At 69.3% G+C, this 21663-nt stretch carries 22 protein-coding genes; 15 read left to right on the forward strand and 7 right to left on the reverse strand.

The window, feature by feature from the left end:
- The first annotated feature begins 29 nt into the window (after positions 1 to 29).
- A complete protein-coding gene (locus G7043_RS36810) occupies positions 30 to 914 on the forward strand; it encodes a LysR family transcriptional regulator (protein WP_166053308.1) in 885 nt (294 codons plus the stop codon).
- A gap of 6 nt (positions 915 to 920) precedes the next feature.
- Here G7043_RS36810 and lexA read toward each other — a convergent pair whose 3' ends face one another.
- A complete protein-coding gene (lexA, locus tag G7043_RS36815; protein WP_166053309.1) occupies positions 921 to 1577 on the reverse strand; it encodes a transcriptional repressor LexA in 657 nt (218 codons plus the stop codon).
- A gap of 58 nt (positions 1578 to 1635) precedes the next feature.
- On the opposite strand from lexA, the gene G7043_RS36820 reads away from it, so the two are divergent.
- From G7043_RS36820 to G7043_RS36840, 5 genes are all read left to right on the forward strand, one after another.
- On the forward strand, positions 1636 to 2202 hold the full coding sequence (locus G7043_RS36820) for a GNAT family N-acetyltransferase (protein WP_166053310.1): 567 nt from the start codon (positions 1636 to 1638) through the stop codon (positions 2200 to 2202).
- Between the two features lie 70 nt (positions 2203 to 2272).
- Positions 2273 to 2866: an RNA polymerase sigma factor gene (locus G7043_RS36825; protein ID WP_166053311.1), complete on the forward strand. Its 594-nt coding sequence runs from the start codon at positions 2273 to 2275 to the stop codon at positions 2864 to 2866.
- Entirely contained in the window at positions 2859 to 3911 is a 1053-nt protein-coding gene (locus tag G7043_RS36830) for a CU044_5270 family protein (protein WP_166053312.1), read from the forward strand. The genes G7043_RS36825 and G7043_RS36830 overlap by 8 nt, the downstream gene beginning before the upstream one ends.
- A gap of 81 nt (positions 3912 to 3992) precedes the next feature.
- On the forward strand, positions 3993 to 4421 hold the full coding sequence (locus G7043_RS36835; protein ID WP_166053313.1) for an SRPBCC domain-containing protein: 429 nt from the start codon (positions 3993 to 3995) through the stop codon (positions 4419 to 4421).
- A 10-nt stretch (positions 4422 to 4431) separates the two neighbouring features.
- The gene (locus G7043_RS36840) at positions 4432 to 4986 is read left to right on the forward strand and encodes a TetR/AcrR family transcriptional regulator (RefSeq protein ID WP_166053314.1); all 555 of its coding nucleotides are present in this window, start codon (positions 4432 to 4434) and stop codon (positions 4984 to 4986) included.
- Here G7043_RS36840 and G7043_RS36845 read toward each other — a convergent pair.
- Positions 4933 to 5421 carry a MarR family winged helix-turn-helix transcriptional regulator gene (locus tag G7043_RS36845; protein ID WP_166053315.1) on the reverse strand — a complete coding sequence of 163 codons (489 nt, stop codon included), beginning with the start codon at positions 5419 to 5421 and terminating at the stop codon, positions 4933 to 4935. The genes G7043_RS36840 and G7043_RS36845 overlap by 54 nt on opposite strands.
- Positions 5422 to 5515: 94 nt before the next feature.
- Between G7043_RS36845 and G7043_RS36850 the strand changes: the two genes are divergently transcribed.
- Positions 5516 to 6292, forward strand: a complete 777-nt coding sequence (locus G7043_RS36850; RefSeq protein WP_166053316.1) for a DUF4142 domain-containing protein — start codon at positions 5516 to 5518, stop codon at positions 6290 to 6292.
- Between the two features lie 15 nt (positions 6293 to 6307).
- Positions 6308 to 7462, forward strand: coding sequence for an FAD-dependent oxidoreductase (locus G7043_RS36855; RefSeq protein ID WP_166053317.1), 1155 nt, complete (start codon positions 6308 to 6310; stop codon positions 7460 to 7462).
- On the opposite strand, the gene G7043_RS36860 is transcribed toward G7043_RS36855, so the two are convergent.
- Positions 7459 to 7596 carry a hypothetical protein gene (locus G7043_RS36860; protein ID WP_166053318.1) on the reverse strand — a complete coding sequence of 46 codons (138 nt, stop codon included), beginning with the start codon at positions 7594 to 7596 and terminating at the stop codon, positions 7459 to 7461. The two genes, G7043_RS36855 and G7043_RS36860, sit on opposite strands and share 4 nt — an antisense overlap.
- 76 nt (positions 7597 to 7672) lie before the next feature.
- Here G7043_RS36860 and G7043_RS36865 point away from each other — a divergent pair, with 76 nt between their 5' ends.
- From G7043_RS36865 to G7043_RS36885, 5 genes are read left to right on the forward strand one after another with little or no spacing between them, the layout of a single operon-like run.
- Entirely contained in the window at positions 7673 to 8068 is a 396-nt protein-coding gene (locus G7043_RS36865; RefSeq protein WP_166053319.1) for a nuclear transport factor 2 family protein, read from the forward strand.
- A gap of 46 nt (positions 8069 to 8114) precedes the next feature.
- Complete coding sequence (locus tag G7043_RS36870; protein ID WP_166053320.1) at positions 8115 to 11024, forward strand: DUF4062 domain-containing protein; 2910 nt, start codon at positions 8115 to 8117, stop codon at positions 11022 to 11024.
- A gap of 51 nt (positions 11025 to 11075) precedes the next feature.
- Entirely contained in the window at positions 11076 to 12221 is a 1146-nt protein-coding gene (locus G7043_RS36875) for an AI-2E family transporter (RefSeq protein ID WP_166053321.1), read from the forward strand.
- A gap of 26 nt (positions 12222 to 12247) precedes the next feature.
- Positions 12248 to 12745 (forward strand): peptide-methionine (S)-S-oxide reductase MsrA, encoded by a 498-nt coding sequence (gene msrA, locus G7043_RS36880; RefSeq protein WP_166053322.1) that lies wholly within the window; start codon positions 12248 to 12250, stop codon positions 12743 to 12745.
- Between the two features lie 26 nt (positions 12746 to 12771).
- Positions 12772 to 13221: an MOSC domain-containing protein gene (locus tag G7043_RS36885; RefSeq protein ID WP_313888254.1), complete on the forward strand. Its 450-nt coding sequence runs from the start codon at positions 12772 to 12774 to the stop codon at positions 13219 to 13221.
- Between the two features lie 67 nt (positions 13222 to 13288).
- Here G7043_RS36885 and G7043_RS36890 read toward each other — a convergent pair whose 3' ends face one another.
- Entirely contained in the window at positions 13289 to 14137 is an 849-nt protein-coding gene (locus tag G7043_RS36890; RefSeq protein ID WP_207312227.1) for an immunity 49 family protein, read from the reverse strand.
- Complete coding sequence (locus tag G7043_RS36895; protein WP_166053325.1) at positions 14134 to 18333, reverse strand: hypothetical protein; 4200 nt, start codon at positions 18331 to 18333, stop codon at positions 14134 to 14136. Before G7043_RS36895 ends, G7043_RS36890 begins: the two co-directional genes overlap by 4 nt.
- Before the next feature lie 229 nt (positions 18334 to 18562).
- On the opposite strand from G7043_RS36895, the gene G7043_RS36900 reads away from it, so the two are divergent.
- Positions 18563 to 19282 carry a polysaccharide deacetylase family protein gene (locus G7043_RS36900; protein WP_166053326.1) on the forward strand — a complete coding sequence of 240 codons (720 nt, stop codon included), beginning with the start codon at positions 18563 to 18565 and terminating at the stop codon, positions 19280 to 19282.
- A gap of 3 nt (positions 19283 to 19285) precedes the next feature.
- Here the strand turns inward: G7043_RS36900 and G7043_RS36905 are convergent, their stop codons facing one another.
- Both G7043_RS36905 and G7043_RS36910 read right to left on the reverse strand, forming a co-directional pair.
- A complete protein-coding gene (locus tag G7043_RS36905; RefSeq protein WP_166053327.1) occupies positions 19286 to 20173 on the reverse strand; it encodes an SDR family oxidoreductase in 888 nt (295 codons plus the stop codon).
- Positions 20173 to 20898: an SDR family oxidoreductase gene (locus G7043_RS36910; protein WP_166053328.1), complete on the reverse strand. Its 726-nt coding sequence runs from the start codon at positions 20896 to 20898 to the stop codon at positions 20173 to 20175. The genes G7043_RS36905 and G7043_RS36910 overlap by 1 nt, the downstream gene beginning before the upstream one ends.
- A gap of 93 nt (positions 20899 to 20991) precedes the next feature.
- Between G7043_RS36910 and G7043_RS36915 the strand changes: the two genes are divergently transcribed.
- Positions 20992 to 21663 (forward strand): TetR/AcrR family transcriptional regulator, encoded by a 672-nt coding sequence (locus G7043_RS36915; protein ID WP_166053329.1) that lies wholly within the window; start codon positions 20992 to 20994, stop codon positions 21661 to 21663.

Consider the following 21663-nt stretch of genomic DNA (forward strand, 5'->3'; position numbering starts at 1 on the left):
GCGCTATAAGCTGCCTTATGGCTGCGAGCTTGACGGACCTGGATCTGCTGGCGACGTTCCTGGAGATCTACCGGAGCGGCTCGATCACGGCGGCCGCGACCAGGCGCGGGATCACCCAGCCGGCGGTGAGCGGTCAGCTGGCCAGGCTGGAGAAGAGCCTCGGCGAACCCCTGTTCGTCCGGGGCAGCCGCGGAGTCACGGCCACACCCCGGGCCGACGAGCTGGCCCGTCGCGTGGGACCGCACGTCGACCAGCTGCGCACCGCGCTCGACCCCGCACCCGCGCTCGACGGCACCGTGCGGATCGGGGGAGCGGCCGAGTTCATGACGGCCCGCGGCCTGCCCGCGCTGGCCCCGCTGACCCAGCGCGGCATCCGCTTCGAGATCACCCTCGGCCTGGCGAACGACCTGCTCACCGCTCTGCGGTCGGGGCAGCTCGACATCGTGCTGTCCGCGGTTCGCCCCGGCGCCGGACTCACCGTGACCCCGCTCACCGACGAGGAGTTCCTGCTGGTCGGGCCGCCACTGCTGGCCAGGACCGTGGACCAGGCGCTGCTCGCCGAAGACCCGGCGCGCGCCCTCGAACACCTGCCGCTGGTCGCCTACTCCGACGAGCTGCCGATCATCCGGAGGTACTGGCGCAGCGAGTTCGGCAAGCGCCCGAAGAACCCCACGGCGGTCGTCGTTCCCGACCTGCGTGCGTTGCTCGCGGCCGTGATCGCCGGAGCCGGGGTATCAGCGTTGCCCCGCTACCTCGTCGAATCCGCGCTCACCGCCGGTGCAGTCGAGCTGCTGCACCGACCGGAGGTACCTCCGCTGAACACGCTCTACTTGGCAACACGCACATCAACAACCCACGTGGTTGTGAATGCGGTCGTCGCGCACCTGAAGTCACGCGACTGGGGCGTGCTCTAAAAACGATCAAACACTGCGCAGCACCGAGACCACGATGCCGAGGATCACGGCCTTGTCGCCGTCGATCACCGGGTAGTCGGGGTTGCGCGGCTCCAGGTACACGTGGCCGTTGCGGCGCTGGTAGACCTTGACCGTCGCCTCTTCCTCGATCATCGCGGCGACGATCTGCCCGTTGTACGCCTCGTGCGTCTGCCGCACCACGACCATGTCGCCGTCGCAGATCGCGGCCTCGATCATCGAGTCACCGCGCACGCGCAGCGCGAACACGTTGCTGCCGCGGCCGACCAGTCCGCGCGGCAGGTTCAGCACGTCGTCCACGTGCTCGACGGCGGAGATCGGCGTACCGGCGGCGATGTCACCGACGACGGGCACGGAGATCGAGTCGTCGGGCACCGGGCCGGCCGACGGGGTCCCGGTGAGGAACACCCGCACGTCCATCGGCCGCGTCACCGAGGAGCCGCGCTTCAGGAAACCCTTGTCCTCCAAGGCGGACAGGTGCTTGGACACGCTGGAGGACGACTTCAGGCCGACTGCCTCGCCGATCTCGCGCGTGCTGGGGGAGTAGCCGTGCTCGACCACCCAGTCGCGGATGGCGACCAGGATCCTCTGCTGGCGTTCCGGCAGCACCGTCGTGTCGAGCTCAAGATCGTCGTAGGCGGTCACCGGGCTGATAGTAGTAATCCGGTTGCCGGACACGAACGGGTGGTCGTTTGATCAGGCGATGGGGTCTTTCTGGGTAGGAGAACGCGTCCGGTTGCGTGGCATCGAACCGGAGGACTGGGAACTGCTCGCGAAGCGCGAGGAGAACACCACCGACATGCGGAGGGGAGACAAGATCCATTCGCCGTGGTCGGCCGCACGGCAACGCGAGGCCGCGCAGAAGGCCGCGCTCAAGCCGGTGGAAGGCGATCAGTTCGACCTGGCGATCGAGTCCCTTGAGGACGGTGCGCTCGTCGGCACGGTGGGAACGTTCTTGACGGACCATCGGGCCGGGCGGTTCGGCTACGGCATCGGCATCAATCCCGAGCACAAAGGACGCGGTTACGGGTCGGACGCGGTGCCGCTGCTGCTGAGCTTCATGTTCGGCGAGCGGCGGTTCAACAAGTGCGAGGCGACCGTGTGGGCGTTCAACGAGCCCTCTCTCGCGTTCCACCGCAAGCTCGGCTTCACGGAGGAGGGCAGGCTGCGTGAGCACGAGTTCTTCGCCGGACGCCATCACGACGTGGTCGTGTTCGGGATGACCGCGGCCGAGTTCGCGGCCCGGCACCCGTTCCCGAGCGAGATCTGATCTCCGGCCCGACGATGTGGTGGTGAGCACACGCCGGGAACGCTCGTGGGGGCTGCGGCCAGGTGGTCATGTGCGAAGCGACGTGGCGCCAGTGGCGCTGACCATCGACGACGAGCCGCCCGGCGTGCTGGACGAGGCCGCGCTGCTGACTCTCTACGAATCGACGGCCGAGCGGTTGCACCGCTACGTGGCCAGGCGGGTCGGCACCGACACCGCGCAGGACGTGGTGTCGGAGGCCTTCCTGGTGCTCTGGGACCAGCGGGCCGGGCAGACCTACGAGGCCGACGCGGTGCGTGCGTGGCTGTACGGCGTGGCGACGAACCTGCTGCGCGGCCACGTACGGGCAGAGGAACGCAAGCTGCGTGCGTGGAGCAAGGAGCACGCGGCCCGCACGGACGAGGCCGACATCGGTGACCGGGTGAGCGCCGCGGCGGACGCGGACGTGCTCGCCGGCCCGCTCACCGCCTGGCTCGCTGAACTCCGCATCGAGGAACGCGAGGTGCTGCTGCTCCACGCGTGGGCGGACTTCTCGCCGTCGGAGATCGCCGTGGCGCTCGACGTCCCGGTGGCCACCGTGCGCACCAGGCTGCACCGCGGCCGCGCCCGGCTTCGCACCCGTCTCGCCGCGACCGACCACGACCTCACCGGAGACAGCCATGTCTGAGCCGACCAAGTCCGAAACCCTCGACCGAGTGCTCGACGCGGCGCTGTCCCGTGCCGGTGACGAGCCCGTCCAGTTCGACGTCGCCGCCGGCAAGGCCGCGCTGGCGGCCGCGCTTCAGATGCGTACGCCGGTCGCTGCACACCGGCCTCGTCGCCGGGGCCGCTGGCTCGCCGCCGCGGCCGCCGTGACCGTGCTGGCCGGCGGTGGCCTGGTCGCGTCGACCGTCGACCTCACCGGTGTCGGCAGCAACTCGGCGACCGCCGCCGAGGAGCTGATCAAGGCCGCGGACCTCGCCTCCCGCGTCGTCGAACGCCCCATCGCCCCTGGTCAGTACTGGTACGTGCGCAGCCGGTACGAGGGGATCATGGCGGAGTACGGGGGCACGAAGGCCTCGTACACCGACATGGTCCAGGAGGAGTGGGTTCCTGCCGATCGCCGCGACGAGTGGATGTTCCGGAACAAGATCAACTCGGTGAAGTGGCTGCCCGGTCACGAGGGCGACGGCAAGCCGGAAGCCGCCACGTCGTTCCAGGACGGCGCGGAGTTCCGCGCCAAGTGCGGCAACTACTCCTACTTCGCCGAGGGGCAGCCGGACCGCTGCACCGTCGCGTCGTTCCACAACCCGTCGCCGGAGTTCATCGCCGCGCTGCCGAAGGATCCGCGGGAGCTGTTGGCGAAGCTCAGGGCGGAGGGCCACGACAACGACGCGGGCGCGTTCATGGCGGCTGTCGAGGCGTTGCGAACGGGCCGGTACCCGGCGGAGGTGCGGGCGAACATCTTCCGCGCGCTCGCCCTGCTGCCCGGCCTGGTCGTCACCGACAAGCGGGCGAACCTCGACGGCAAGGAAGGCGTCGCGCTCGGCAAGAAGTACTACGACGACTTCGCCGAGATCATCATCGACCCGGCCAACGGTGACTTCATCGGCAACCGGAACGTCGTCGCCGAGGACCAGTCCCCGGACCAGGGCGGGCTCCCCAAGGGCACGGTCCGCAGCTCCTCCGCGGTGACCACTTCGGTCGTCGGCGAGCTCGGCGCCCGCCAGTAGGACATGCAACCCCAGAGTTGCGCATCGTCGGGGGATGTGCAACTCTGGGGTTGCACTTGTTGGCGGACTTCAGGAGTTGTCGTGACCGTGGACCGGATCGAACGCGAGACAGTGATCGAGGCGCCGCTGGAGCGGGTCTGGCGGCTGGTGACCGAGCCGGGGTGGTGGGTGGCCTCGGAGCCGTCGGGCGTCGCCGTCGAGGGTGAGACGACCCTCTGCGAGAACGAGCAGTACGGCGACTTCCCGGTGCTGGTCGAGACCGTGACGCCGCAGACGTTCGTGTCGTACCGCTGGGCCAGCGCGTTCGGCGGGCAGGAGCTGACCTCGGACAACACGACGCTGGTCGAGTTCACCCTCACGCCGGAGGGCTCCGGGACGCGGCTGCGGGTCGTGGAGAGCGGGTTCGCGGCGCTGGCCGGCTCGGAGGAGCTGCGCGCCAAGGCCCACGAGGACAACTCGGGCGGGTGGGTCGAGGTCCTCGCCGCGTTTACGAAGAAGGCCGAAAGCTAATCTCGGGCGCGTGCCCAAGTCTGCCGATCGTGGTCGCCGCACCCGTGAACAGCTGCTCGACGCCGCCGCCCAGCTCGTGGGTGAGGTCGGCTGGGGTGCGGTGACCACGCGGCTGGTCGCGGAACGGGCGGGTGTGAACGCCGCTCTCGTGCACTACCACTTCTCGTCGGTGCCGGAACTGCTGTCGACGGCCGCGCTGCAGTTCGCGTCGAAGGTGCTGGCCGAGTCCGCGGAGGCGTTGTCCGGCGATCCGGCGGACGGCATCGAACGGATGCTCGCCGAACTTTCCCGCTACACCGGCACCGATCCGGAGTCGTTGCTGCTGGCCGAGGCGTTCCTGGCCGCGCACCGGCTGCCCGAGCTGCGTGCCGGGCTGTCCGCGCTGGTCGCGGACTTTCGCGCGAGGGTCGCCGAGTGGCTGCGGAGTTCAGGCGTTGCGGATGCTGACGCGGTGGCGTTGTTGTTGGGTGCGGCCATCGACGGGTTGGTGCTGCACCGCGCGTTGGACGAGTCAGTCGACTTTCACGTGGTCGCGGGTCCGTTCCGGCGTCTCGTCGCGGGCTGACCAGCGAGGTTCGCCGCCGGCCTCGGAGAACGCGTTCAGTGCCTCGACCAGGCCGTGCCGCAGGTGTTCCGGCATGCGCGCCACGATCGTGCTGATCTCGGCTCGCCGCCGGGTCATCACCTCGCCCACGACCCGGCGGCCTTCCTCCGTGACCACGACGACGACCTCGCGTTTCGTGACCGGGTTCGGCTCGCGGTCGACCATGCCGGACGTGATCAGGCGGTCGATCATGCGCTTCGCGGTCGACGGGTTGACCTCGAGGAGGTCGGCGAGCGCGGTGAGCTTCATCGGGCCGCGGCTGTCGAGCAGCACGACCATCCGCAGCTGCGGCAGCGTGAGCGTCTCCTCGACCGCCGCGAGCGAGCGCGCCGACACGGCGATCAGCAGGCGGGACGCGGTGAGGACCGCGTCGGTCAGGTCGTCGACATCGCTCACCCGTCAGTTCTACAGGGTTCGGTTCAGATAACGAAACGATAAACATTGCACTGTGCAACGGTCGTCGGCTCGTCGTCTGTCCGTACCTCTCGGCATGCGGATCCTCCTAGTCTCCTTGCTGATCATGCTGCTCGGTGCCCCGTCCGCGTTCGCCCAACAGGACCTGGGACCCGACTACGTCCAGACCCAGTTCGGGCCGATGGGCCCGGCCGGGCGCGACCTGTTGCAGAAAGTGGCCCTCGCCGGGCTGTGGGAGGGCCCCGCCGGGCGGATGGGCCTGGAGAAGTCGGCGAACCCGCTGGTGCAGGAGGCGGGCCGGCATCTGATCGACGGCCACGCCGACCTGGACCGGCGCACCGTCGAGCTCGCCCGCACGCTGAACGTGCAGCTGCCCACGCAGCCCAGCGAGGCCCAGCAGGGCTGGCTCGACGAAATGCAGGCCGCGCCCGCCCGCAGCGCCGAGTTCGATCGCGTTTTCGCGAACCGGCTGCGCGCCGCGCACGGCGGTGTTTACAACTTCCTCGCCACCGTGCGGACCGGCACGCGCAACACCGCGATTCGCGACTACGCCAAGGTGTGCATGGACACGGTGCTCGACCACATGACGGTGCTGGAGGCGACCGGGATGGTCGACTTCAACGACACCAAGGCGATTCCGCTGGCCCTGGTCGCGCAGCCGGCGTCGGTCGCGCCCACCACTCCTCCCCGTGCTGTGCCCCAGGTCGTTCCGCAGAACTCCGCGCAGCAGCAACAGCAGCAGAACACCGGCGGTGTTCCGGACGGGCTGATCGGGTTGGGCGTGTTGGCGCTGGTCGTGGCCGGTATCTGGTTCTGGAGCAGTGGCCGGAGCAGCCGCAACATGCACCCGTAGTGTTAAATTGGGCATATGCCTAAGTCGAGTGCCCAACAAGCGTTGGTCGTAGGAGCCGGGATCGCCGGGCTTTCCACGGCGTGGTGGCTGGAACGCGCGGGATGGGAGGTGCTCGTCGTCGAGCGGGCACCGTCGTTCCGCGCGGGCGGCTACATGATCGACTTCTTCGGGCCGGGTCACGAGGTGGCGCGGCGGATGGGGTTGCTGCCGGCGTTGGAGTCCCGTCGCGCGCCGATCTCCTCGGTGACGAGCGTGGATGCTCGGGGGAACCGGCGGAGCGAGATTTCCGCGTCGGCCTACGAGTCGGTCGCCTCCGGGGTGATCAGCCTGTTGCGCGGCGATCTGGCCGACGTGATCCGCGCGGACGTGCGCAGCTCGATCCGGTACGGGGTAACGGTTACCGCTCTCGACGACGGCCGGGTGACGTTCTCGGACGGTTCGGTTCGCTCGTTCGACCTGATCGTGGGCGCGGACGGGGTGCACTCGACGGTGCGGAAGCTGGTGTTCGGGCCGGCGGCGGCGTTCGTGCGGTATCTGGGGCATCACACGGCGGCGTTCTCGTTCCAGGACGAGTCGTTGGCCGCTCGGATCGGTTACCGGTACCAGATGTTGACGGTGCCCGAGCGGATGATCGGCTGCTACGCCGTGCGGGACGGCGCGATGGCCGCGCTGATGTTGTACCGCTCGTCGTCGCCGGAGTTGCCCGCGGATCCGGCGGCGGAGCTGCGTTCGCGGTTCGGTGACCTGGGCTGGGTGGCGCCCGATCTGCTTTCCGTGGTGCCTGAGGACATCTACTACGACGAAGTGTCCCAAGTGGACATGCCGTCGTGGCATAGCGGGAAGGTCGTGCTGGTCGGTGACGCGTGCGGGGCCGTGTCGCTGTTCGCCGGCCACGGTGCGTCCCTGGCGATGACCGGCGCGTTCGTGCTGGCGGAAGAGCTTTCTGGTGGTGTCGAGGGTGCCTTCGACCGCTATCAGGCCCGGATGAAGCCCGCCGTCGAGCACACCCAGGCGTTCGGGCGGCGGTTCATCGGCTGGATGGCGCCCCCGTCCCGCTGGCGGATCTCGGTGCGCGACATGGCTTTCCGATTGTCCGGGCTGCCCGTCGTGCGGAACCTGATCCGCGGCTCGGTCATGCCGGACGTGGACGGCGTGCTCACGCCCGCCTAGCGAGCGTCGTACGCTTCGCGGTTCACCATGACCTCGGCGATGTGCGCCTCGGCCCAGCGGCACAGCACCAGCAACGGCTCGTGCAGGTGGCGGCCAGCACGCTCCAGTCCGGCATGGTCTGTGACATGGCGCACATCCATCCATTAGTTACGTTGAGGTAATTGGTTACCTTTGGTGAGCATAGGGCAACGCCAGCGAAAAGGAGAAGCCATGACCACCCCGCTCACCGTCGTGACCACCTACTTCGAGGCCCTCGAGTCCGGCGACTTCGCCACCGTCGCCGCCCAGTTCGCCGACGACGTCGTGTGGCACCAGCCGGGTTCGAACCGCTTTTCCGGCGTCCACCACGGCCCTGACGCCGTGGGCGCGATGATCGGCGGCATGATGTCGATCTCCGAGGGCGCCTTCACGCTTCACCGCAACGGTCCGTTGATGGTCAACGGGGACGTCGTGGCCGCGACCGTGCACTGGACCGGCAAGCGCTCCGGTGCCGAGATGGACGGTGTGGGCGTGGACCTGATGCGCGTGGCCGACGGCAAGGTGGCCGAGGTGTGGCTGTTCACCGCCGACCCGGCCGAGGAAGACGCTTTCTGGGGTGCTGCCTGACCCGTTCGGGTCGTAACGGCATCGGGCCGTGGCGCGAGATCTTTACATGTCCGCGCCACGGCAGTACCCCGGTGTGATGGTGTCGTCGACCTACGCCGACCTGCGCGAACACCGGGCGGCGCTGATGAGCGCGATCCAGGGACAGCAACTCCACGCCGTGGCGATGGAAGACGACACTGCCCGCCTGGTCACCGTCGTCGAGTCGTCGCTCGAGAAGGTGCGGGACGCGGCGGCCTACGTCGCGATCATCGGCCGCCGCTACGGCGCCGTGCCGGAGTGCGCCGCGAACCCCGACGGCCTTTCGCTCACCCACCTGGAATTCCGCGAGGCGGTGCGGCTGGGCCGGCCGATCCTGGTGTTCATCATGGGCGCCGGCCACCTCGTCACCGAGGACGGTGTCGAGCTCGACCCGGTCAAGCGGGCGAAGCTGGAGAAGTTCCGCGAGGAGGCCAAGTTCGCGGGCGGGGACGTGCACCAGGTCTACGACGAGTTCACGGACCTGGCCTCGTTCGCCACCGCGGCCACGAAGGCGGTGGCCGAGTTGCGCCGTGTGCTCGAAACGCCGCAACCTCGGTCCGAGAGCGAAGACCACATCCCGGCCGCGCCCGCCCTGTACGCGAAACCGCGCTATCTCGGGTCGCACGACTTCGTCGGCCGCGAGGCGCAGCTGGCGACGTTGAGCGACTGGGCCAAGCCCGCCGGACAGCACCCGGTGTTGTTGTTCGAGGCGATCGGCGGGTCCGGCAAGAGCATCCTCACCTGGGAGTGGACGAACCGGCACGCGCCGGGTGTGCGCGGGGACTGGGCCGGCCGGTTCTGGTACTCCTTCTACGAGGCCGGTGCGGTGATGTCGGACTTCTGCCGGCACGCCCTCGCGTACATGACCGGGAAGCCGCTCAAAGCTCTTGCCGCCAAGAACCAACCGGAACTGACCGAGCTGTTGGTGCAGGAGCTGGAGTCCAGGCCGTGGTTGCTGGTGCTCGACGGGCTCGAACGCGTCCTGGTCGCCTATCACCGGCTCGACGCCGCCCAGGTGCGTGACGAACAGGCGGGAGGCTCGGACGAGATCGCGCACCGCGACCCCACGACCGCCATCCGGCCGGAGGACGACGACCTGTTGCGGTCCTTGGCCGGTGCGGCGCCGTCGCGGATCCTGGTGACCTCGCGGCTCGTCCCGAGAGTGCTGCTCAACCAGTCCAGCCAGCCGATTCCCGGGGTGCTGCACGAGCGCCTGCCCGGCCTGCGGCCCGCCGACGCCGAGGCCCTCATGCGCAACTGCGAGGTGAGGGGCGACGCCGCGGCGATGCAGTCGTTCCTGCAGCGCCATTGCGACTGCCATCCGCTCGTCACCGGCATCGTGGCGGGCCTGGTGAACGACTACCCGCCTGCCCGCGGCGACTTCGACAGGTGGTCGACCGACCTGAAACACGGCGGGAGCCTGGAGATCGGCGGGCTCGATCTCGTGCAGAAGCGCAACCACGTCCTGAGCAAGGCGGTCCACAACCTGCCGAGGGCGAGCCGGAGGCTGTTGTCCACCTTGGCGTTGCTGTCGGGTGCGGTCGACTACGCGAGGCTCGACGTGTTGAACCGGCGGCGGTCCAGCGCGGCAGCGGTGTCGGATCTGGAACGCAGAGGCCTCCTCCAGTGCGACCGGCAAACCGGTCAGTACGACCTGCATCCGGTGGTTCGCGCCGTGGTGGCGGACGGCTTGGGTGCCTGGGACCGGAGACGTCTCGGCAACCTGGTGATCGACTACTTCTCCGCCCGCAGGACGACCCGGTACGAGGCCGTCAGCAGCCTGGACGAACTTCAGGACGACATCACGCTGGTCCGGACGCTGGTGCGCCGGGGCCGGCTGACCGCGGCCGCCGATGTCTACCTGGGAGGGCTGGACAGGGTGCTGAGGCACCAGTTCGAAGCCGTTGCCGAGATGTCGTCGTTGCTCCGTCCGTTCTTCGGCACGGAATGGTCATCGCCGTCGCCCAAGTTGCCGGCCGGCGTCGCCTCGGCTCTGGTGAACGACGCGGCCAGCACGTTGAGCCGCCTCGGAGACAGCGGCCAGGCGCGGAAGGCGTGGGAGACGGCGTTCCGCCTGGCGATCAAAAGCGGTGACCAGAGAGAGGCTGTGGTGAACCTGTCGAACATCGCCCTCGCAGTGCACTCGGCCAACCGGGTGGCGGCATCGTGGCGCATCAGGCAGTTGAACCTGCAAGCAGCGGATCGCGTCGCAGACGTGAGGTACGTGCACTGCGCCCGGTTGGACGCTTTCGAATGGCTCGCCCAGGCCGGCCGGGGCGAGGAGGCGGAAGAGATGCGGAACACGCTGCCTCCCGGAGGCGGCGAAGACGACTTCATGCGGAGGCAAAGGTGTGAAGCCGCACTTGTGCACGCCCTCTTCCAGGCCGACCGCGGCGTCCTGACCGACGACGAGCTGGCGAAGGTCGAAGCACAAGGCCGCCGGGCCAACCACCGGGAGGTGATTCGGAGTGTGCGTCTGCTGCGCGGCTCGTTGCTCGCGCAGCGCGGTGATTGGCACGGTTCCGCGACCGAGCTGAGCGAGGCGGTGCGGATGGCACGGGAAGTCGGCATCCCCAGCCCCGCGGCGGAAACCAGGCTCGCCTTGGCGCAGTTCCACCTGGGCCAGCTGTCCGACCCGGCTCAAGTGGCCGGCCGGTTGGCCGACCAGCACGGCGGTTCGGATCACCAGGCGCTGGCCGAACTCTGGCTCGCCATCGGTGATGCCGACAAGGCCCGCGAACACGCGCTCATCGCCTGCCGGTGGGCCTGGGCGGACGGCGAGCCCTATGTCCGGTACTACGAGCTGGAACAGGCGAAGCGGTTGCTCGCCGAGTTGGGTGCCCCGATCCCGGTGTTGCCTCCCTACGACCCCGCCAACGACCCGGAACTGCCGATCGAGGCCGAGGCAAGGGCGTTCCTGAAGACGCTCCGGCGGTGAAAACGGCGGGTCTGCCACCCGTTCGGGCTAGATCAGGACAGACTGTGCGGCGTGGAACGGGAACGCAGGTGGGCGGACAAGGGTGAGGCCATCGGGCACGGCGTGAGCTGGCTCGCGCGGTGGAGTCTGCGGGTGGCGCTGGCGGCGCTCGGCTTCTGGATGGTCGTGTGGGTGATCGGCCAGCTCTGGGTGGTCGTGATGCCCGTGTTGCTGGGCTTGCTGATCACGACGGTGTTGTGGCCGCCGGCGCGCTGGTTGATGTCCAAGGGGTTCAACTCGGCGTTGGCGGCGACGATCGTGCTGATCGTCGGCCTGGCGGTGCTGGGCGGGGTGATCGCGGCGATCTCCACGTCGATCGCGTCCGGTGTGCCGGAGATCGCGCAGAGCGCGCAGAAGGCCATCACGCAGTTGCAGGACTGGGCCTCGGGGCCGCCGTTCAACCTCAAGGACACCGACCTCGACCGGTTGATCGCTCAGGGCGTCGAGCAGGTCAAGTCGAGCATCGGGTCGATCGCCAACGGGTTGCTGACCGGCGCCGGCGCGGTGACGTCCGGTGTCGTCACCGGTTTGGTCGCGCTGCTGCTCGCGTTCTTCTTCGTCAAGGACGGCATGCGGTTCACGCCGTGGCTGCGCGGGCTCATCGGTGAGCGTGCGGGCGGGCACGTGACGACGGTGCTGGAGCGGGTGTGGGTCACGCTCGGCAGCTTCATCCGCAGCCAGGCGGTCGTGTCGCTCATCGACGCGGTGTTCATCGGGCTGGGCCTGGTGATCCTCGGCGTGCCGCTGGCGGTTCCGCTGGCCGCGCTGACGTTCCTCGGCGGGTTCATCCCGATCATCGGCGCGTTCATCGCCGGCGCCCTGGCGGTGCTGGTCGCGTTGGTCAGCAACGGTCTGACGACGGCCATCATCATGCTGATCATCGTGATCGTGGTGCAGCAGGTCGAGGGCAACGTGCTGCAGCCCATCCTGCAGTCGCGCAGCCTGCGGTTGCACGCGGCGGTGGTGTTGCTGGTGGTCACCGCGGGTACCAGCATCTACGGGATCGCGGGCGCGTTCTTCTCGGTGCCGGTCGCCGCGGCCGTGGCCGTCGTCCTGCGCTACCTGGGCGAGGTCATCGAGGCGAGGTCGGTGCCCGTAATGGATACGTCACAACCTGACGGGGATGATGAGCCCGCCCCCGAACGTTCCCCTGAGTGAACACCGAGCATCAGAGGAGAACCACTGTGACGGAGAAGGCTGTTCTCGCGGGCGGCTGCTTCTGGGGCATGCAGGACCTGTTCCGCCGCCACCCCGGAGTCGTCTCCACCCGCGTCGGCTACACCGGCGACCCCAGCACGCCGAACGCCACCTACCGCCGCCACGGCAACCACGCCGAGGCGATCGAGATCGTGTTCGACCCCGAGCAGCTGAGCTACCGGCAGATCCTGGAGTTCTTCTTCCAGATCCACGACCCGTCGACCCGCGACCGTCAGGGCAACGACATCGGCGCCAGCTACCGTTCGGCGATCTTCTACTCCGACGACGCGCAGAAGAAGGTCGCGGAGGAGACGATCGCGGACGTCGACGCTTCGGGGAAGTGGCCGGGCAAGGTCGTCACCGAGGTCACCCAGGCGTCGGACTTCTGGGAGGCCGAGCCGGAGCACCAGGACTACCTGGAGCGCTACCCGAACGGCTACACGTGCCACTACGTGAGGCCGGAATGGCAGCTCGGCGAGAAGTAGAGATCGTCGCGCTGCACGCTTCACCCGTGCACGCCTACGAGGGTCGTCCGTCGGACGGCCCTCGTCCCGATCCGGGGCCGGTTTCGCAGGGCCACGTGGAGTTGCGGGCCGGCCTCGGGATCGTCGGTGACAGGTACTTCAACCACCCGGCGCATCGCAACGCCGCCGTCACGGTGCTCGCCGCCGAGTCGCTCGATCCCTGGTCGGTGGATCCGTTGGTGGCCCGGCGGAACATCGTCGTGCGCGGGTTCGACGTGGACTCATTGCCGCGCGGCACCGTGTTCAGTCTCGACACCGGCGACGGGCCGGTGCGGTTCGAGGTCCACCGGCAGGCCAACCCGTGCGCCTGGATGGACGTGGTCATCGCTCCGGGCGCGTTCAAGGGATTGCGCGGCAAGGGTGGCATCCGGACGGTGCCGCTCGATGACGGGGTGCTGCGCGTCGGCAGAGCGGCGCTCGACGTGGTCGGCGCGTGAGGGAGTTGTCCCGCACGCAGACGACGGCCGTAGTGGGGGACAGGACAGCGCCACCACCGAGCCGGCCTCAGGAGGTCGGGGTCTCGCCGACCCAGGCGCCGGACAGCAGGTACCGGGGCAGGTAGTCGGACTCCACGCGCACTTCGATGCCCACTTCTTGGGCGAGCACGGCCATCGCCAGCGGCGCCAGCGCGATGAAACCGTCGGGATTCGTCGCCCGGTCAGCAGCGGACCAGTGCTGCCGGTGCAGGTCGAGCGCGCGTTCCAACGACTCGTTGAACCGGTCCGCGTCGCGGTCGAGCACGTAGTACAGCAGCTCCATGGGCGGGTAGATCAACCGCGTGATCAGTTCCTGCGGGGTGTCCGACGCGCTGTTCACCAGCTCCACGGTCGTGGCGAACTTCGCGTCGAGGTCCGGACCGTTGCGGAAGAAGGTCTGCAGGGTGTCGACCCAGGCGTACATGAAGTCGTCGTAGCCGACGTCCGCCGCGCGCATCACCTCCTCCGGGACCGAGGCCAGCGCCGTCAGCCGCTGCTCCTCGCGGCAGATGACCGCGAGCCACGTCGCGGTGAGCCAGTACCCGGCGCGGTTGTGCTGGCCCGGTGGGGTGGTCGAGATGCGCATCCTGCGGCCGACGGTGTACTCGATCGACTCCACGGACGTGTCGACCACCGCGAACAGCGCCGACGCGGCCTGCATCGCGGTGACCAGGTCGTCCCAGGTCAACACGTCCTTGGCGGTGGGGTCGGGCACCGTGCGCAGTGCGGCCAGCTTCAGCGACCTGCGCAGCACGGAGGTCAACGCGAGCGGGGTCCGCTCCACCTGGTCGATGAACGTCGGCAGAATGGCGGATGTCTCCGCGATCATCTCCCCGGCCAGCTCGCGGTCGACTTCATGGCGCGGCAAGGTTGTCACGATTCCGTCCCAGTGGTGGGGTACAGGTTGACGGGCTTGTAGTCGAAGCCTGCGTATGTCGCGGTTCTCGCACCGGTTTCCTGATCGACCCGCGCCCTGACCTCGACATAATCCACTCGTCGATCGTTCAGTGCAATTTCGATCTGAGCCGCGAGGGCCCGCTTGTTCGGGTCCTTGTCGTTGGCCATCGCATCGAGCACGTCCTCCATGTAGTCGCGCCTGAGCTGGTTGACGCTGGTGCCGTCGGGAAGCGTGCGGGCGCTGTATTCGCCCTTCGGGCCCTTGGCCTCCTGGATGACGTAGCGCGGGTTGTCGGCCCCGCGTTCGTGGATCTCGAAGATCTGGTCGAACTCCCCGCTGCCCGCGCCGGTGTTGTGCAGCGGCCGGACCGTCGCCAGCGGCTCGCCGGGATTGTTCGGATCGACCACGTCGAACACTTCGCGGCCAGGGTTGTCCGGATCGGCGCGCCGCACGAAGTCGACGTCGCCGCCGTACTCGCGGGCCAGCCGGTTGCGAAACGCTAGTTCGCCCGCCTCCTCGCCGAGCACCTCACCCGCGTCCCTCCGCCGGGACATCGCGTCCTTCATCTCCTGCGAACCGCCATCGAACGATTTGGAGGTCTTCTCGTGGTGAGCAGCGGCGGCGTTGCGCTCCTCCATGGCCACGCGGATGCGCTCGCGGTGTTCTTCGCGCCACCCGCTCGTGCTGGGTCGTTCCGGAGCGGTTGCGGTGTCCTGCGGCGTGCCGGTGGTGTTCGCGGACGTGTCCGAGTGGTCCGGTGTGCGGGCGTCCTCCGGCTCCTTCGGCAACACCCGCCTTTCGTTCTCGTCAAACCGCTCGTGCCTGCTCTTGTCGAAATCGGGGCGCAACGGGGGCGGAGCGTCCTTGGCGAACTCGAGCCTGCCGTTCCTCCAACGCAAATGGTGCGTTTCTTTCCCGTCCGAGTCCTCGCGTGCCCCAGGCCTGCGCGCGATGATGACTTTGCCGTCGTTGTCCTTGTACTTGATGTAGTGCTTGTCGAAGTAGCTCTGATCGTCGATCTTCTCTCGCGGGGTCTTCCCCGACGGTTGATCCGGTTTTTTCTGCCACGAGTCGTCCGGCTTGCCCCGGTCGCGGGCGCCGGCGGGGTCGAGGTCGGTTTTGTCGGTGTCTTTGGTGCCGGGGACGAAGCCGTCGTCACCGGCTTTGGTGGTGGTGCCGTCGGGACGGTGGGTTTGCCATTCGCCGTTGGGCGGGATTTTGGGTTGGCGGTTGCCGTCTGGGCCGATTTCGGCGTCGCTGGTGTAGACGCGGCCTGATGCATCGGTCCAGGCGGGTTTGGTGGGAGCCAGGACGTCGGCGCCGGTGTGGCGGGAGAGACGGTTGGCGAAGTCGTTGGAGCCGGCGTCGCAGCCGATGAGGCGGATGGGGGTTCTGCCGTCCCAGCCGTTGCGGCGCAGGAGGTCGCCGTATTCCTCGGGCGTGTAGGTGTGGTTGCCGATGCGGGCGCGTCCGTCGGGGGTGACGTGGACGTCGGCGGTGAAGTAGCGCGGGTCGTGGGGGACGCGGTGCGGTAGGTCGCCCATGTCCGGGTCGCCGCGGTGGTGCGAGATGCCGGCGGGAGTGCTTTCGCCGTGACGGGCGTGTGCCTCGTCGATGTCCGGCCGGTCCGCGTCGCGATGGGGAGTGCCGTCCGGATCCTTGTGCGGGGTGCCGGGATCGGTGCCGTCGGGATCTCGCCGGGGTGGGGTCCCCTGCTCGGGGTCACGACGTGGGCCGGGCGTGCCGTCTGGCTCGCGGCGGGGTGCCGGAACGTCGTCGGGCGCACGGCGAGGCGGGTCGTGGTGTGGCGGTGAGGTGTCGTGGGGCCGGGTGCCCGGCACGTCGTGCTGGTGCGGTGGCACGGGGTTGCGGGCCGGAGCATCGGCGGCCCTGGGACGTGCGCCGTCCGGACGGGGGCCGGGTGCCGGCCCGTCCGGGCGGGCGTTGCCCGGTGTCGGTCCGGCGGGCCGGGTGCCGGGTGGTCCGGCCGGGCGGGGGCCGTCGGGCCGGGGGCCAGGGGGCGTTCCACCGGGGCGGGTGCCCGGTGCTGGTAGGTCCGGGCGCGACGAGCCGGAGCCCGCTCGCGATGGGCCGGTGTGCTGCGGTCCGCGCTGCGGTGGCGGGCTTGCGTGGGACTGATTCGCGTGCGGCGGGACCGACTGCGGTCCCCGCTGCGGCGGCTGACCCGCGTTGGTGTGCGGTGGTGTGTAGCTGGACGGGTCGGTGCTTCCAGGGCGGGCGTGGGTGGGATCGACTGCCCTCGGGGGCTGGCCGCCGGGTGCGCTTCCCGGGCCCCCGTGTGCGGCGGGCGAGGTGGGACTGGTGTAGCCGGGACCGTGCGCCGGCGGGCCCGCGTGAGGGGCGGCCGGGTGCGGGGTGGAGGCGGCGGACGGGCTGACGGATGACGGGCGGGCGTTGTCGGGCGTGCGGGCCGACGGCGTGGAGGAGCCCAGGTCGCCTCGGCTCCCCGGAGTTCCGGTCCAACCGCCGCCGCCTGGCCGCGCGCCGCCACCAGCAGGTGCGCCACCACCGGATCCAGTCCCAGCCGGTGCACCTCCACCGGACGGTGCACCGCCGTGGGTCGGGTGCTGGGCGGGTGTGCCGGGCGGGGTGGAGTTCGGTGCGTTGGGGTGGGGTTGGCCGGGACGGCTTGGCGCTTCCGGGGCTGCGGTCGTGGCCGCTGAGGTGCTGTCGGTGCGGGACGGTGTCGGCGCGGTGGGCGAACCACCGCTGTTACCGCCACCATCAGCGCCTCCGCCGTGAGAACCGCCGCTGGTCGTGGGGCCACCTCCACCACCGGCGGTGGTGATCGGCTGTCCCGCCGGCCCGCTCCGGTGGCCGCCCGACGGCGTGGCGTCGCGCGGGGTGGTGGACGGGCCGGAAGCGGGCGCGGTGCCTCGCGGGACGTCGTCGACGTCGGTGCTGCTGGGGTGGCGCCCGGGACGCGGCGCCGTGGTGGGCGTGTCGGCGGGTTCGCTGCGTCCTGGCCGGGTGGCGGGGTCGGCCGTCGGGGTGCCGGTGCTGGAGGTCGAGGTGGTGTCGCGAGGGAGGTTGGAGGACGGCGAATCCGGGCTGGGCGTGTTCGGGCCGGGTGCGGACGAGCTGGACGTGTTCGGGCCGGGCGTGGCCGAGCCGGGTGTGTTCGGACCGGGTGAGGACGCGCCGGGTGAGGACGCGCTGGGTGTGTTCGGGCCGGGCGAGGACGACCCGGGCGCGTTCGGGCTGGGCGCGTTCGGATCGGGCGTGGCCGAGCTGGGCGTGGCCGAGCCGTCGTCTCCCCGACCGGCGGCGCCGGACGGCGCGTCGATGTCCGGCCGTCCGGTCTGCACGAACCCGCCAGGCCTGACGTTGCCCGAACTCAGCGCGTCCAGCCCGGTGACCTTGCGCGCGAGCTTGCCGACCGCCTTCATGATCTTCTCGAAGACCTCGACCAACCGCTTCAGCAGCGGGGAGACCTTCTTGATCGTGTTCAGCAGGTCCTGGACGATCTTCGCGATCTTGGCCGCCCACCTGGAGATCGCGGCCACGGCCTGCGCCACGATCACCGGCGTCCCGAAGCCCAGCGAGAACGCGGCTTCCAACACCCAGGCGATCAACTTGCCGACCAGGTCGGCGATCAGGTCGCGCACCATCTCGCGCACGAAGGCCACGACCATGCCCATCATGCCGACGACCGTGCCCACGGTCCCCGCCGCCGACGCCGCACCGGTCAACGCGTCCCCGTGAACCTTCGAGTTCTCCAGGTACTTCTCGGCCGCCGCGCCGGTCCAGCCCTTGGCCCCGGAGGCGACCAACGCGCCGTACTCCTCGGCGATCTTGCCCAGCTCCTCGGAGACCTTCCCCCACGTCGCCGAGTACGACTCGATCACCGGAGGATCGCCCGCCAGCCAGTCCAGCATGTCCTTGAGCGGCTGCACGTGTTCCATCAGGAACGATGCCGCCGACGACATCAGCGTGCCGAACGGGTCGATGGCCATCGCCGCCGCGTCCGCGGCCAACCCGACCATCCCGAGGCCCGCCTCGACCCAGTTGCCGTCCTTGACGCCGTTGAACGTGTCCATCGCCGACTCCGCGATGGAGATCCCGGTCATCCACCCGTTGTCACCGGTACCGGCGTTGACAAGGCCACCCGGTTCCGCATCGGGCTTGACCACCAGCTCGTTCGGTCCGGTCACGGACACCACCGCGACACGTCGCCAAGACCAGCCATGGCGTAGCCCTCCCGTTTTCCGCCAGGCATTCGGTGCCCAACGATGACGGGAGGCGGACACGGCCGGTTTCAAAGCTCGGCGATGTCAATCAGTTGGAGTAATCCGATCAGGTGGAGACGGACACAGCCGACCAGGCGGGCGGCGTCCGCCGGGGAGCAGGTCCGACCAGTCGCGCCGTTCCTATAGTGATCACATGAAGTGGTTACGCCGCAAGCCAACGATCATCACCGCAGTCAGCCTCGTCGTCGTGCTCGCCGCCGCCGCGGGACTCTGGAACATCAGCAGTTCCCGCACGTTCCAGTTCTTCGGTGAGCTGGTGACCCGCGTCGAGACCACGGAGAAGGTCGTGGCGCTCACCTTCGACGACGGCCCCGATCCGGCCGGCGCCCAGCAGGTCCTCGACACGCTGGACTCCGAAGAGGTCAAAGCCACGTTCTTCCTCATGGGCCGCGACCTGCAGAACAACCCCGAGCTGGGCAGGAAGATCGCGGACGCCGGCCACGAGATCGGCAACCACACGTTCAACCACCAGCGCATGGTCGGCGTGTTGCCCGGCACGGTGGCCAAGGAGATCGAGGACACCGACGCGGAGATTCGCAAGACCGGTTACCAGGGCGACATCCACTTCCGGCCGCCCAACGGCAAGAAGCTCTTCGCCCTGCCGCACTACCTGAGCGAGCACAACCGCAAGACGATCATGTGGGACGTCGAGCCGGACTCCGCGGGAACGCCCACCGCGCAACAGATCGAGCAGGAGACGCTGAACCTGACCAAGCCGGGTTCGATCATCCTGCTGCACCCGATGTACCAGGGCCGCGACCAGACCAGGCAGGCGCTCAAGCCGATCATCGGCAAGCTCAAGGAGCGCGGCTACCGGTTCGTCACCGTGTCCGCGCTCCTCGGCCAGGCCTGACGATCAGATCAGGTCGGCCAGTTCCACCCGGCGGAGGAACTCGCTGCGGACGCGGTCCGCCACCTTGTTCACGACCTCGGCGCCGTCGTCGGACGGGTCGACGTGCACGCGGAACGGCGGCTTCTCCGCTCCCACGACCGAAACGATCGCGTCAGCGACCGCGCCCACGTCGGCCCACGACGGTTCCAGCTCGGCCAGGCGGGCACCGACCTGGTCCATCAGACCCGGGTAGAACTCCTCGTAGGCGGACGCCACAGCGCCGTCGGCCGGGGTGCCGCTGTGCGCGAAGTGGTTGGTGCCGTGGGTGAACGCGCCCGGCACGACGATCGTGGTCTCGATGCCGAACCGCAGCAGCTCGGCGCGGTACGACACCGCGACCGCGTCCATCGCCGCCTTGGCCGCGAAGTACGGCGCCAGGTACGGGGGAGTGCCACCACGTGTTGACGAGGAACCCACCCAGACGACGTGGCCGGAGCGTTGTGAGCGCAGGTGCGGCAGGGCGGCGCGGTTGACCCGTTGCGTGCCGAGGACGTTCACGTCGTACAGCGCCGCGTACTGCTCCGGCGTGAAGGCCTCGGCCGGGCCGGTGACCATGTGGCCGGCGTTGTGCACCACCACGTCCAGGCCGCCCTGCTCGGCGATGATCAGCGCAACGGCCGCGTCCGCTGACTCCTGCGACTGCACGTCGAGTTCGACGGCGTGCACGTCGAGCCCGTGCTCGGCACCGAACGCGCCGAGGTCGGCGACCGCGGGAGCGTTGCGGCCCAGCGTTTCGCGCATGCCCGCGTAGACGGTGTGGCCCGCGCGAGCCAGCGAACGGACGGCGAGCGCGCCGAAACCGCTGGACGCCCCCGTGACCACGACGACCTTCTTCTCCGCGATCCTGCCCATCAGATGATGCCTCCGTTCGCACGAACGACCTGGCCGTTGATCCAGCGGGCCGGGCCCGCCAGGAAGGAGATGACCTCGGCGATGTCGCCGGGGGAGCCGATGCGCTCCAGCGGCGCCTGCTTCGCGAGGTTGTCGATCGTCGCCTCGTCCTTGCCCTCCAGGAACAGGGCCGTGGCGGTGGGGCCGGGGGCGACGGCGTTCACGGTGATGTCGCGGCCGCGCAGCTCGCGGGCCAGGACCAGGGTCAGCGCCTCGACGCCGCCCTTCGACATGGCGTAGGCGCCGTACTGCGGGAAGCGCAGGCCCACGACCGAAGACGAGATGTTGACCAGAGCGCCGCCGTTGCGCAGCCGGCGTGCGGCTTGCTGGGACACGACGAACGTGCCACGGGCGTTGGTGCGCATGATGCGGTCGAAGACTTCGAGGTCCATGTCTGCGACCGTGCCCAACGGCATGATGCCCGCCGAGTTCACGACGACGTCCACGCCACCGAAGGTTTCGACGGCCAGGTCGAACGCGGCGCCGAGAGCGACCTCGTCGGCCACATCGGCCTGTGCGGCGATGGCCTGGCCACCTGCCGCCTTGATCTCCTCAACCGCCTTGTCGGCCTCGATCTTGTTGCCGGCGTAGACGATGACGACGGCCATGCCGTCCGCGGCGAGACGCTCGGCGGCTGCCCGCCCGATGCCCCTCGAACCGCCGGTCACGATCGCAACGCGTGTCATGTCAGTACTCCTAGCTGGTGTTTCCGTTGCTAACGTCATTAACGTATCATCGCTATCGAATCAGCGCTACCTATGATGTGTTATCGTCGTTACATGGACACGAGAGAGCGTCTGGTGAAGGCTGCGGCCGACCTGCTGATCGAGGGCGGCAAGGAAGCCGTCTCCACGCGCGCCGTCGCGGCGGCGGCGGGGGTGCAGGCACCGACGCTCTACCGGCTGTTCGGGGACAAGGACGGCTTGCTGGACGCCGTCGCGGCCTACGGCTTCGCCGACTACCTCGCGACGAAGCACGCGATGGGCGTGAGTGACAACCCGGTCGACGACCTGCGGCGCGGGTGGGAGATGCACATCGGGTTCGGTCTGGCGAAACCCGCGTTCTACCTGCTGATGTACGGCGAGGCGCGCAAGCGCGAGTCGCGGCTCGAGGCGGACGCGATGCTCCGCGAGATCATCAGCGGCATCGCGGCGGTGGGCCGGTTGACCGTTCCGGTCGAGCAGGCCGCGGAGTTCGTGCACGCGGCGGGCATGGGCGTGGTGCTGTCGTTGATCGCGACGCCGGAGGCGGAGCGCGACCTGGGGTTGATCACGTTCTCCCGGGAACAGGTGATCAGGGCGATCACGACGGACGCCTCGCCGGACGAGCCGACGGACATCCCGAGCCGGGCGATCGCGTTGCGGGTGGCACTGGAAGAGGACCCGCCCCTGATGCTGTCTCCAGCGGAGCGGGCCCTCCTGGCCGAATGGCTCGACCGCGTGGCTAAGTGA

It is taken from the genome of Lentzea alba, assembly GCF_011067745.1.
Taxonomy (GTDB): domain Bacteria; phylum Actinomycetota; class Actinomycetes; order Mycobacteriales; family Pseudonocardiaceae; genus Lentzea; species Lentzea alba.

Coding starts and splice junctions, on each gene's coding strand:
- G7043_RS36910 (WP_166053328.1), bottom strand. CDS start 20,898: ATGACACGCGTTGCGATCGTGACCGGCGGTTCGAGGGGCATCGGGCGG.
- G7043_RS36820 (WP_166053310.1), top strand. CDS start 1,636: ATGGGGTCTTTCTGGGTAGGAGAACGCGTCCGGTTGCGTGGCATCGAA.
- G7043_RS36850 (WP_166053316.1), top strand. CDS start 5,516: ATGCGGATCCTCCTAGTCTCCTTGCTGATCATGCTGCTCGGTGCCCCG.
- G7043_RS36830 (WP_166053312.1), top strand. CDS start 2,859: ATGTCTGAGCCGACCAAGTCCGAAACCCTCGACCGAGTGCTCGACGCG.
- G7043_RS36915 (WP_166053329.1), top strand. CDS start 20,992: ATGGACACGAGAGAGCGTCTGGTGAAGGCTGCGGCCGACCTGCTGATC.
- G7043_RS36900 (WP_166053326.1), top strand. CDS start 18,563: ATGAAGTGGTTACGCCGCAAGCCAACGATCATCACCGCAGTCAGCCTC.
- G7043_RS36905 (WP_166053327.1), bottom strand. CDS start 20,173: ATGGGCAGGATCGCGGAGAAGAAGGTCGTCGTGGTCACGGGGGCGTCC.
- G7043_RS36855 (WP_166053317.1), top strand. CDS start 6,308: ATGCCTAAGTCGAGTGCCCAACAAGCGTTGGTCGTAGGAGCCGGGATC.
- G7043_RS36865 (WP_166053319.1), top strand. CDS start 7,673: ATGACCACCCCGCTCACCGTCGTGACCACCTACTTCGAGGCCCTCGAG.
- G7043_RS36870 (WP_166053320.1), top strand. CDS start 8,115: ATGTCCGCGCCACGGCAGTACCCCGGTGTGATGGTGTCGTCGACCTAC.